This is a genomic window from Yersinia enterocolitica subsp. enterocolitica, assembly GCF_901472495.1.
GTDB lineage: Bacteria > Pseudomonadota > Gammaproteobacteria > Enterobacterales > Enterobacteriaceae > Yersinia > Yersinia enterocolitica.
The window spans coordinates 1,056,202-1,069,046 of record NZ_LR590469.1; the positions used below are offsets into that span (position 1 = coordinate 1,056,202).

Genomic DNA, 12,845 nt, shown 5'->3' on the forward strand with positions numbered 1-12,845 from the left:
AAAAAGAAACCCCGCTCGGCTGGCGCCGGCGGGGTTTGGGAATCTTTCTAGATTCGGTACCCGTTACGGCGCGCTGCCGACCACTACCACCACCACGCGCACGACGACTACCGCGTCAACATGCGCGGCGTTTAGTAGAGCGAAATGAGCAGCAGTGGAATAGTTCACGGGGTATCTCATCAATAAGTGTTGTAAGTGTAATAAGTCTGGTAAGTGAAATCAGTGTAGTAAGTAAAATAAGTGTAGTAAGCCTTAAGAGATAAACACGCTTTCATAAAAGGTACAAGAGCGGCGAATAGCCAGAATACAAAAATCGAAGATTGATCACAAAATGATGCAAGGTGATATCAAATGAGTCATTATTTAATTGACTGAAACTACAGGAAATTTACCTCAGATAAACACCCTTCCCAGAATTGCACCGGGAAGGGCGAAAAATAGGTTACGGCACCGCTATCGGCTGGATGGGTTTTAATATGGCCGCTAATTGCGTTTGATGCTGCTCGCTGATTTCACTGCTGGCGGAATAACCCTCGTTGTGAATAATCATTTCACCTAAACCAACCAACCAATCATAAATATAAAATGCCGTGTTATTGGTGGGTGTGGGCGCCAATTTGGTCAGCCTTTGCGATGCGCCTACCGGTGATGCGGACGTCGGGATGCGAGCAAAAATCTTATAGCCCCGGTTAATGCGGCTATCTGGCCGTTGAGTTTCACTGATTTGCAGGAATCCCAGCCAGGCCACGAAATCACCCAACACCGTCAGGGCGCGAGAGACTTGACGATCTGCCTTAGTATCGCGATGCAAACTGACTTGCTCATTGTCAGCCAGTATTTTAACCAATTGCCCGGTGACATCTAATCGAATGCTGGCGGTTATTAACTCAGCGACCAGCAACTCAATAGTCGGTTTGGTGATCCCCAATAACTCAATGAGCGGCCCGTTATCGGGTAACTGCCGCAGGTGATTAACCCAGTAGCGTTGCACATTCGCGGCGTATTGAGTTTCATCATCCCCACCAAACTGCATAGCAGTTGGCGTCGGTTGTTCTGGTGATAAAGATAAGTCGCTGAACAAGTCAATATCAATGCCAATACTGAATGGATCATGATGAGTGTCACCAGCGGTTATCAGCTCAGCAACCCGGTTTTGCTGTTGCAAATACAAAGCTCGCAACTCGTCCCGCGCAGGTAATAATCGCTCCAGCAGCTCACCATGCAGGCCGGTTCGGGTTTGCAGTGCTTTAAGCAATGTTTCTGCGATGCGCTGTTTTTGTTGTGATTCATTGGTGACTGGCTGATACCAATTGGCCAGCATGTTCTCGGTCAATTCGCGTTGCAGTTCATTAAGCTGCTCGGTGATGCGTTCGGCCTTAATATCACGGCGAATTTCTTGTGTCAGATAACTCACCATGCGCTCTATGCCGCGAGTATCCAATGCCAGCAGGGTACCCCAACTGCTATCACCGGGCTGACCAACATAACGCTGTACCGCTTCGTCATGGTTTTTTGCGCCATCAGAAGCAATACGCTGGTCGAAAGGTGTTAGCGCCCAGATAAGGCCAGGATTACGGCGCGAACGCACTTGGGCATTTTCGCCCTGAGACTGTTTAACCCAATAATCCAGTGACTTACCCGCGGTTTTAACGTCGCTACGGTGACTCACTGCATTGCAGACCAAGAGCATATTGATTTGTTGCCTCTCCGTATAACGCTCAAGGAGATAGGCGTTTTTTGCCCATGATAACGACGCCGCCAGTGCATAGGACGAATGCGATACCTGCGTTGGCGTATCGAATTCATCGCCAAAATCGGGAAAATCTAATAACTCCACCGATTCGAATACATTTTCAGTGGCAGACATAGGTAATGGGATCTGCAGTTCTACCGCTAAAAATGTCAATTCAGCCAGTGACAACGTCACCGACTTTCCGGCAAGAGTTTCTTTCAAGGGCAGTACTTGAATCTGAGTATCAGCAGGGGTGTACAGGTCATTGAGTGTGGCGACATTCATGATGCCGTTGGCGGGCAACAACATGTCGTCGACTAACACACTTAGCGGAGCCAGTAATTGTGGTGCGCTATCCAGATGCTGTAACGTATAGGCAAAATGACGATAAGCATCCGTCAATGGTTGCGATTCAGCCCACAGCAGCGAAAATAGAATAGCCCGATCATCAATACGTAAATAAGGTGCCAATTCAATGGCGACCGGCCAGAAATGTGCTTCCAATCTCTTTTGGCGCGGTGCGTCATGGCGAACCAGATAATCCCAAAGGCTAATGACATCATCAGGGGTTATCCCGGCAATCGCGGTCTGTTGCTTGCGCATCGTCAATTGTTGGAGATGATCGGTAATATGTTGCTCACTCAGTGAGTGCTGCACCACGTCTTGCTGACTATCGTGCAGATACGCTCCCACCACTATTTTGGCCAGCTCAATTTCATTCAGTAGCGAAAGTTGTACTGGATGAGTTTCATGATTGATAGCCACTTGGTGGCTAAACCGCGTCACCAGACCACTGGCTTGGTAGCCGGGTTTAATTTGCTGCCAAAAGTTAAGTGTCTTTCCCGCCAGGGTGGTTGCCAACTGACCGTTTTCATCGGCAATCAGCGCTGAAATCAAATGCTGTTTTCCGGCAGGAGATTGCCCAAAAAAGCCAATACTCATTGGCGTTAATGACATTTCAGACAAATGGCGAGCCTTATTACGATGGCGACGCAGTTTGACGGTCAGTTGATCAGCTTCAATATCCAAACGAATAGCATGTTGGCGCGTATTGTTAATCCAATCAATCGTCTGATCAATGCCTTGGGTAACCTGTTGTAGCTGGCTATTGAGCTGTCGGCTGGTTAATGATTTCATTTTTTAAATACGCTCCCACTATCAATCCAATAATGGGTTGATGCTGAACCATTGCTGGCTAGTGTGTTTAACTTAAGACGCAGATGATGTAGTGGAACACGGCTGCCATCTTGCAGTACCGCATCAGCTATCTCAAAACGTTGCGGGCTGTTGTTTTTATCAAAAGCAGTTTTATCAGCGGCCGTTTTATCAAAGACAGTTTTGTCATCACCTTTCGCGAGTTTCAATCTGACATACAAGGCACCGTCTCCGGCAACTTTACGGGCCAGTTCTTGATCGACAATCGATAAGGTATAGAGCGGGGATGCTGGCCAGCGGTCATTATCAAGCTGGCGGAACCCCAGACACGACGTGCCTCTGACCTGAAAGCGCGCGTCAGATGGTAGGGTAAAATCCGTACTATCAAGATCGATGTCGCGATAGTAGACATTTTCATCGGTCAGGGCATCGTTGCTGCTCAGTATGCCAAGATAGCGGATGGTCGAATAAGGCTGGAAGTCACCGGCTTTGAAGTAAAAGCCGGCTAGCCGTAAATCGAGTGACAACAAACACAGCATTGCCCCCACCGCAGCCGTGGATTTAGGATTATCTATTCGGCCCTGTTTGTTAAATGGATACCAATCGTTGGTATGGTATCCATCCAGCGAAAGAATACGATTATTCGGCAACGGCTGTAAGTGGCGGAATAGGGCCTGAATGCCAGGGAAGCGCGAAGGGCGGCCAGTCAATAACAACACATCGCAACTGTAGAGCGACACCACTTCGGATAGCGAACGCAGGTTTTGAGTAATACTCATCCGGTTAGATAAAAACTCGCCGTGCAATTTACTTAATTTCAATACCAGCGGCACCTGCAAGATATCAAATGCCCCAGCATCGGCGGCCAATTCACGCTGAACTTCGCTGTTAATGTATTCCAACACCTTCGATGTTGGCTGTTGCAATAATAGCTCACCAAAGCTGGCGTCGATCTCTGCGTTGGTATCCAGTGGGTCAAAGTTTTCATAAGCTTCCAAAATAGCTCGGCCTACTGGCATAAATATCTGTAACGTGGCTTGCTGGCGTAACGCCGATTGCCCATCCATTCGGCCATCATTACCGAACAACTTATCCATCAGTGCATCAGTATTGGCAATAGCAACTTTCTTAAGCCGAGCCTGTAGGGCTGGCAAAATATAGAGCTGAATAACATCCAGCAAAATGTCGTCACCCGCGACTTTAAACCCCTCGCGGAACAGTAAACGCGGGCTGATTTTGACATTATTGCCCATACCATCATCCAGCCAGTATTGCGTAATGGCCAGATCCGTGGTGCCGCCACCAATATCAATTGAGGCGATTCGTAGGGTTTTCCCTGCGGTTTCTCCCGCTTCAAGTTGCTTGTCTGGCCGTGCCATGCTGGCAAAAAATGCGGCAGTACGTCCACCGAAGTTAACCTGGGTTTCGTTATACAGATAAACCATCTGACCACAGGTGGCTTCATCCCATTCCATCTGAACTGTCGGAACTAAGACCCGGCTTTTAGCGTGGTCTTGCTTAGAGACCTGTTTTTGCTCAAAGATAAAGTTATCATCTGCTGGATGCCACCCCATGGATTTCCACACCAGGGCAATAGCTTCATTCATCCGACGGCGGAAAATCTCCCGCTCGGGTTTGGGCATGGCTGACGGCAGAGTGAGAATAATGGCCCGCAGCTGGCGCGGGGCGTTGGCATGAGTCATTTTCAAGCGCTGTGCGGCGCTGTTTATTTGCATCAGCGCCTGTGCCAGTAGCTCCGATAACATAAATGTCATCAATGAGCTACGGCTATAATGTGGCGAAAATACTGGCAGCCGCTCGTCAACTGGCACGCTGTACAAAGGCTGGCCGTCATCATTCACCAGATGGGTCAGCGGCAATGCGGTGGCTAAGGGTTCATGTATTTGCGCAGTTTGCGTTTCATTGAAACGCCAGCCTGGGGTATAGGTTTCTTCATCCCACAAATAGCGGCGTGGGCTGGAAATACCGGTAGAACCTTCGGTACCCAACCGGTGCAGCGCCATACGGCTGGCTTCATTACCAACACGGGTAATCGATGGCCAGACAAAAGCATCATCACGGCCACTTTCTACTGAAAAATTCTGTTTGCCAAACTTAGCTTGGGCGAACTCAACCCGGCTCTCAAACAACTCATTATAGAGGTGGTGAGGCTCACTCAAATCGCGGATTTGCAATTCATAGGTTTGTTTCAGACCATGACTTTCGTCGCTACTGTCTTCCACCAAAATACCGCAGGTATGAGAGTTACCGACATCAAGAATAAGGTCGACATTCACTGCGGGTTCTTGCAGGGTGCTGGTATTGATTTTGATCTCTGGCACACCCACCTGGCTGCCCAGTAACTCCAGCAAATTAAGATAGTGGGCTTGATATTCAAACTCGCGCAGCGATGCACTAATATGGCGAGCGGTGCGTTCTTCCTGCTCAGAGGCTTGCTGAATAAAGACTTCGCGTAACCAGCCATCCACCCAGGTCAAATCAAGAAATTCGGCTAATTCTTCATTATGATACGCCAGCGCGAAACTTAATCCGGTTTTAATATCGTTTTCATTGGGCGCGAGATATTCGTTAGCATGGCCTTCCGCGTAAACCTTGGTATCAAAAGCAAGGGTAACCCGTAAGGTATTGCCATCTTGATCAGGGCTATCCAACACTAAAATTTGTACTCTGGCCCAATTATCCGGCCCATTAGTGAAGTTGCGCGGGGGATTAAAACGCAAGAACGGCAGGGGGAGCCAAATTTTATTCAGCAGCTTAAGTGATTGTTCCAGCGGGAAGCTAAATTCCGGTTTTACAATCTCAGGGGCCGCGCCCGGTACCATCAGTGAATATTTGCCATTATGTTCATGGTAATTCAGCCGTAATAGCGGGCCATTGGCACTTTTGCGGACAAATTTATTCGGCAATTCGCTATCAAATTCAGGTTTTAATGCGAAGTCCAAAAACTGGATACCACTATTCTGAATCAGCGAAATTTTCTGTTTATAGTCAGTGATCGTTGCCAGCATAATATTATTTAGTCTCGCGCTTCATCGTCATTGGAAGTGTGGTATTGGCATCATAACGGCCTTTACAATCAGCAATACCGGTAAGACCTTGCTTACAGACGATCTCAGGCATTTGATATTTTGAACCATCACTACACTGCGCCCTATAGCGGCTGTTAATCACCAAATTCCCCGATTTCATTAGCCCGGCGGTAATGTTGGCCTGGCAGGTGACATTGTCACCGTGGGTAATTTTTACCGTGCCTTTACCATTCTTAATCTGATATTTCAGGCTCGGTGCTCTACCGGTCTGGGCGGCTTTAATATCGGGGCTGACGCGCCAGTTGCCATTAAGGAAGGCGGTCGACCCCACCTTAACCGCATCGAACGGGAGGATCAGCGCACTCTTGCTCTGTGCGGCAGTTAACTCTGGTGCAGCAACCGGTTGTTGTACTACGACAGGTGCCGGGGGAACAATGGTGGCATGTTCTAGCGGGAGTTTTGGCTCCAGCAACGGCGGAGTCATCTTGATAATCGGTGTGCTGGCTTCTGGCTCGGCTTTATCTTTAACGACTTTATCTTCAGCTACCTTATCTTTAGCCACCGCTGGCTTAGCCTCGGGAGCCGCCGACGCACTTTCCGGTATTCCGCCACTGAATTGCACGATTAATGCGATAATTAATGCCACAACGGGCAATGCCCAGCTTAATCGCAGCCAACGAGATGTCTTTTTCTCAGGCAGGGAGGGCGGTACCGGTTCTGGCGTCGGCTCGATGGCTGGCGCAATGTCGGCTGGCAGTGGTGGTTCGCTAATCGCGGCAACCGGCGGCGCAACCGGTGCAACGCTCAGTGGTGAGAATGTCGGCTCAATAGCTTCAGCTGTCTGTCGTAAGCAATCGAGTGGGTCAGTTCGTGTTTTCTGATCCTGACTGACAAATCCCCAAAAAGTCAGTACCGGTTTACCTGCCACCAGATAAACATGATTCTGATCGGGAAATTGCAGGGTTTTGGCCAGCAACACACCGAATAACCGCTGAGCGGCTTTATCTGATTTTTGCGCACGCAGACATAAATCATTGGCACTGGAGAGGCAGGCAGACAGTTGTTTTATCGCGGATTTTCGCTCTGTGGTACTGGCCGCAACCCATGAGGTGACTTTACCTTCAATAGGCGCATACCAGTCAATACGGTCACCTTGTTCATTGAGCTGAGGGATCGCCAGACAATCGGCAATCGGCTGCTGTTTTTTGAGACGCAATGCCTCTCTAATCTGAAGTGCAGCAGCATAAACCGGTTGTCCGTTTTCGCCCAACGCCAGAATATCGTCCAAACTACCACTGCGTAAAAATGATTTCGCCACGCAAAAGAGACCTTTTCAAAGCAGAAAATAAAGTGTTATCTGCGACAGTGACTATTTTAAGGTCTGCGAGGGAGAATCAAACGTGGGAATAAGTGGCAAAATGGGGCGCTGTTTGCCAGTAAAGCGGGTTCTCAGGATTTACCCTGCAACGAAACTGGTTTTTCCGTTACAGGGTATTATTGATTGACTCAAAGACAATAGACGCGGCAACGTCTCAGACTGTTGACTAAGTTGATTGAAGGGGAAATGTTCCGTTGGGTCGTAGTCGCGTAAGCGACCGAAGCGCCCCGAGGGACAGTCGCCCCGTCATACACCTGGTTCATTGCTGGGTTTGTCATCAAGCTCAGACGTGACAACACCGTTTGCAATAGCAACATTTAATCAATTTTGGCACGGTAAAATAAGTTGGAACGCCGCGTTAAGTCAGCTATTTTTAATATGAATAAATTACTTTATAAACAAACTTCTTATAAATAGCTATGTCAGACTCTCAACCTGTTTTGTTGTTTGTCTTCTGGCCACAATACCTGCGGTAATAAAAGTGAGCAGGGCAGAGAGCAAACCGGTAACAATCCAGAATATTGATAATGTATGGAAGTTATAAAGTGTTTTGCCTGCTTCTATTACGGAGGTTTTATCAATAATAACCCCGGTAATAAACTCACCTAACCCGGCACCGGCATAGCTGGCAATACCAATCGTGCCCAGCGCTGCGCCCGCGGCCTTTTTGGATGAAATATCAACGGCAATCAAGCCGCCAAGAAAACAGGTTAATGCCCCTATTGTGGCACCGAAAATAATCATCGCTAATATATCGGTATAATGGTTTCGAGGCATAAATATCATTAAAGCAAAACCAAACGTATTTAATAAACCTATTATTCCGGCCATAACACTGCGATTACGCGGAAAGAATTTGTCTGATAAAATACCGGCGATAATAGTGCCAAATATACCGGCAATAGCATTTACCCCGATGATACCTGATGCTTCCAGCGTGGTATATTGTTTCGCTTGTTGCAGGAAGAAAATACCCCAAGAATTCACCGCGTAGCGGTCGATATACATAAATGCTGACGCCAATGCGAGTGTCCATAATGCCGGATTACGCAGTGACCAAAGTTGGCTTTTTAATACTGAAGTTTTCTCTTCAGCCACACTTTCTGGCTCATTTCGAATCACACTGATAGGCGGGTAACTGGCACTTTGTGGCGAGTCCGTCATAAACAGCAAAATCAGGACAATCCCAACCACGCCCAGCATGGCGGTGGTGAAATAACCAAACTGCCAGCCAAAACCGGCAATCACCGCCGCAATCACCATATAGGTGACAGCCTCGCCGATATTGTGTGCCGTTGACCAAATGGAGTAAAACGTTCCCCGTTCTTTATCGCCATACCAACGGGCTAATGAAACCACACAAGGGCCGACCCCCATTGATTGCGCCCAGCCATTAATACCCCAAAATAGTGTCAGCAGCAGGGCATTGGTAGTGGTGCCCATCATAAAGTTCATACCGGCACTGAGTAGCAGCCCCAAACTCATAAACCGCACGACATTGGCATGGTCAGCAATAAAACCATTCACTAACTTACCGATGGCGTAACAGAAAAACAGCGCTGAACCAATCATGCCCAACTCGGTTGGGGTGATGCCAATTTCCACCAATGCACTTTTGGCGACGGTGAAAGAGAGACGGCAAACATAAAACATCACATAAGCCACCGTCATCGACAAAAACGTGCTCCAGCGCAGAGTGATAAACTTCTTCTCATTAAACACCCCTTGTGGGGCTATCGCCGGTGCAGCTTTAAAGAAAGCGAAAATACCAGACATAATTTCACTCCAGATAGCGGATAAGCAAAATACACGCTGATTAAGCATTCTCCCGAGATTCCGTAAGGGGAGCGATTGATCCTTAATATTGTTGTGAGTGTGTAGGGTACATAATCAGAATGCTGTTGCTGTTCCAGACAATAAGTAAGTAGATAGTAGATAGTAGATAGTAGGCACCGCCCACTACTTCGGTCAGCTATGACTTCAGTGGTTGCTTAACAAATTCAGTCAGTTGCTGATAAACCTGTGGATTGGCCATCAAGACTACGTTGCCTTTTTGCAGCCCGCCATCAGCCAAAAAGTTATTGGTTATACCACCGGCTTCGCGTACCAGAACTATCCCTGGCAGGCTGTCCCACGCATTCATATGGGGCTCGTAGTAGCCAATCAGCCGCCCGGCAGCCACCTGCGCGGTCATCAATGCGCCGGAACCGCTGCGCATAAACATTCCTCCGGCATGCAGCAGATGGTGGAGAAAGGGCAGGAAATCCTCTGGCGTGACACGGTGTGAGGTGCCAGCCCCCATCACTCCATCGCGTACATCTTTGCCCGGATGAACCTGGATAGGCTTACCATTGAGAAATGCACCGCCACCCCGGCAGGCATGGAACAGTTCCTGATGATTGGGATCGTAAACAACACCAATAACCGGTTCGCCATCGACAATCACACCGACAGAAACACACCAGGTATGCAGCCCGTTCAGGAAGCAGGCGGTTCCATCTATCGGATCAACCACCCAGGTACAAGCGGCATTGGCATGACCTCCGCCGGTTTCTTCCCCCAAGAAATCATCCATTGGGAAGCGCTGTGCAATCATATTGCGGGTCAATGCTTCGACTTCGCGGTCAGCCATACTGACCACATCCTGCAAATCATTGCCTTTGTGTTGTATCTCTAATTCTTGTCGTTGCTGGTAAAAACCGAATGCCATAAAGCCAGCAGCTTTCGCGACATCACAGGCAAATTGATAGCGGGAATCAATGTCCGTCGCGCTTAATCTGGTCATATCAAATACTCCTTGTTAGCTTTTGCACTCGTGTGCAAACAAAGAAACTCATGTGGCCGGTAACAACTCTGCTACATGATAATGGCGATAATGAAAATATTATTCCGTGATCGCTTGCACATAAAACAAATCATTCATTTTATGCTGATTGTCGAACAACCAATTCCACTGGAATCGTCTTTTGTACCGAAGGTTGTTCAAAGCGACGAATGCGATTTACCAGTAAATTTACCGCAGTTTGCGCCAAACAGTCGGTATCTTGCCGGATAGTCGTTAATTGGTAGGCGGCGTAGGTTGCCTGTGGGATATCATCGAAACCGATGATTCGAACCGGTTGCTGGGGCAGATGGCGGTGTAAATAATCCATTGCGCCCATTGCCAGCATATCGGTGGCACAGAATAACCCATCGAGATCAGGGCACTGTGCTACTAAGGCCGCCGCAGCATCCCAACCCGCTTCATAACCGCCTTTCTCACAAAAAATGCTCGCGAGTGGCTGCCCGTGGGCTGTTAATGCTTGCTCAAACCCATGATGGCGTTGGCGGGTACTGAAATTGTGGGCATTTTCACCAATAAACCCGGCGGCCGTCACTCCTTGAGCTAACAGGTGCTGGGCCGCCAAGGTCGCGCCTTGCGCATTATCACTGCAAACCTGATCTGCTCCGTCTAATTCGGTCTGGCGATTGATCAAGGTGACAGGGATTTTTCTGGCGAGATACTCTTCGGCTAAGGAGAGGGGGGGAGCGCCAGAGGTAAGAATCACACCGGCCACATGGTAACTCAGTAACTCTCGTAGCTGAGGTTCCAATTGCCTGGGGTCATCGGCGTTCATCAACAGCGGCATAAACCCTTGAATCGCCAGATGATGGGCCAATGGAGCCAACAATTTACTGCGAAATGGGTTATCAAAACCCGCCGTCACTAATCCGATAAAATTACTGCTGCCGGTTATCATTGAGCGCGCAATAATATTGACCTGATAGCCAAGTTCAGTTGCCGCCGCCTGAACGCGCTGGCGTGTTTTTTCTGAAACAGAGGCTCCGGGAGTAAAGGTGCGTGAAACCGCGGAACGAGACACACCCGCTAGCCTGGCAACATCACTGGCGGTAACCCAACTGTTTTTTGCTTCGCTCATCTTACTGGCTCGGTATTGTTTTGCGGTGGGCGCTTGCGGCAAGTATACGTTTCTGTCGATGTTGAATCATTAGTATTTTCGCGCTAAGACATTTAGATTATCAAAACAGCAAATCAGATTGCTGACCAAGCCAACGGAAGGAAATACCGTGAATCAATCACAAGCGACAACTCATCTCTCGGCCGTTGAGGCGATAGAGAGGCTGGAGACATTATACGAGGCGGCGCTGAGCGCATTGCGTGATGCTATCAGCGCCTATATTCGCGATGGGGCTTTGCCTGATGTGGGTGACCGGGCGAAGGGCTTATTTTCATATCCACAGTTGAGTGTCAGTTGGGATGGCCGATTCCGGGATCATCAACGCACCAGAGCTTATGGCCGTTTTTCGCGCACCGGTCAGTACAGCACCACAATCACCCGGCCAACATTATTCAAAGAATATCTGACTGAACAGCTGACATTACTCGAAAATGAGTACAATGCGGTGTTTGAAGTGACACCGTCACAACAAGAAATGCCGTATCCCTTTGTTATCGATGGCTCTGACCTGATTCTCGACCGCTCGATGACCGCAGGGCTGGCCCAGCATTTTCCGACCACCGATTTGGCTAAAATCTGTGATGGCATCACTGACGGTATTGATATTGCTGGCGTAGATTTCCCGCTATCGCATTTTGATGCGCTACGGACAGACTTTTCCCTGGCACGACTCAAACATTACACCGGCACACCGGCAGAACATATTCAGCCCTATATTCTATTTACCAATTACAGCCGCTATGTTGATGAGTTTGTCAGCTGGGCCTGTCAGCAGATTCTGGATCCATCCAGCCCTTATAAGGCGCTATCTTGCGCCGGTGGGAGTTACATCACCGCTGAAAATGCTGAGCCAGAGAAGACAACATCTGATTTGGCATGGAAAAAATACCAAATGCCGGCCTATCATTTAATCGCAGAAAGCGGGCATGGCATCACACTGGTGAATATTGGCGTCGGCCCCTCTAATGCCAAAACCATTTGTGACCATCTGGCGGTGATGCGACCACACGCATGGCTGATGATCGGGCATTGCGGTGGTTTACGTGAAAGCCAGGCGATTGGCGATTATGTATTGGCCCATGCTTATTTGCGTGATGACCATGTGTTGGATGCGGTGCTGCCACCGGATATTCCGATCCCCAGTATTGCTGAAGTTCAACGGGCATTATATGACGCCACCAAAGCGGTGAGCGGTATGCCGGGGGTTGAAGTCAAACAACGGCTGCGTACCGGAACGGTGGTGACTTCCGACGATCGTAACTGGGAGCTGCGTTTCTCCGCCTCTGCACTGCGTTTTAGCTTAAGTCGTGCGGTGGCGGTTGATATGGAAAGTGCCACGATTGCGGCGCAAGGATACCGATTCAGGGTGCCTTACGGCACATTACTGTGTGTGTCAGATAAACCGTTGCATGGTGAAATCAAGCTGCCGGGGCAGGCGAATCACTTCTATGAAGGTGCCATTTCCGAGCACTTACAGATTGGTATTCGAGCCATAGATTTGCTGCGCGCGGAGGGTGACCAACTGCATTCGCGTAAATTGCGCACCTTTAACGAACCTCCTTTCCGTTAAT

Annotated in this window: 8 protein-coding genes; 1 reads left to right on the forward strand and 7 read right to left on the reverse strand. The window is 48.8% G+C overall.

Annotation, left to right across the window (positions count from 1 at the left end; genetic code table 11):
- Positions 1-63: 63 nt before the first annotated feature.
- From FGL26_RS21900 to FGL26_RS04965, 7 genes are all read right to left on the reverse strand, one after another.
- Positions 64-180, reverse strand: coding sequence for an ilvB operon leader peptide IvbL (locus FGL26_RS21900; protein WP_071530604.1), 117 nt, complete (start codon positions 178-180; stop codon positions 64-66).
- 262 nt (positions 181-442) lie between these two features.
- Positions 443-2,869, reverse strand: coding sequence for a putative virulence factor (locus tag FGL26_RS04940; RefSeq protein WP_005169695.1), 2,427 nt, complete (start codon positions 2,867-2,869; stop codon positions 443-445).
- Positions 2,866-5,916 (reverse strand): virulence factor SrfB, encoded by a 3,051-nt coding sequence (locus FGL26_RS04945; protein ID WP_005169697.1) that lies wholly within the window; start codon positions 5,914-5,916, stop codon positions 2,866-2,868. The genes FGL26_RS04940 and FGL26_RS04945 overlap by 4 nt, the downstream gene beginning before the upstream one ends.
- Before the next feature lie 4 nt (positions 5,917-5,920).
- Complete coding sequence (locus FGL26_RS04950) at positions 5,921-7,255, reverse strand: SrfA family protein (protein WP_005169700.1); 1,335 nt, start codon at positions 7,253-7,255, stop codon at positions 5,921-5,923.
- A 477-nt stretch (positions 7,256-7,732) separates the two neighbouring features.
- A complete protein-coding gene (locus tag FGL26_RS04955; protein ID WP_032909285.1) occupies positions 7,733-9,091 on the reverse strand; it encodes an MFS transporter in 1,359 nt (452 codons plus the stop codon).
- Between the two features lie 196 nt (positions 9,092-9,287).
- Entirely contained in the window at positions 9,288-10,100 is an 813-nt protein-coding gene (locus FGL26_RS04960; RefSeq protein ID WP_005169708.1) for an inositol monophosphatase family protein, read from the reverse strand.
- Positions 10,101-10,239: 139 nt separating this feature from the next.
- Entirely contained in the window at positions 10,240-11,235 is a 996-nt protein-coding gene (locus FGL26_RS04965; protein WP_005169711.1) for a LacI family DNA-binding transcriptional regulator, read from the reverse strand.
- A gap of 148 nt (positions 11,236-11,383) precedes the next feature.
- On the opposite strand from FGL26_RS04965, the gene FGL26_RS04970 reads away from it, so the two are divergent.
- Positions 11,384-12,844 (forward strand): AMP nucleosidase, encoded by a 1,461-nt coding sequence (locus tag FGL26_RS04970; RefSeq protein ID WP_005169715.1) that lies wholly within the window; start codon positions 11,384-11,386, stop codon positions 12,842-12,844.
- Position 12,845 lies beyond the last annotated feature (1 nt).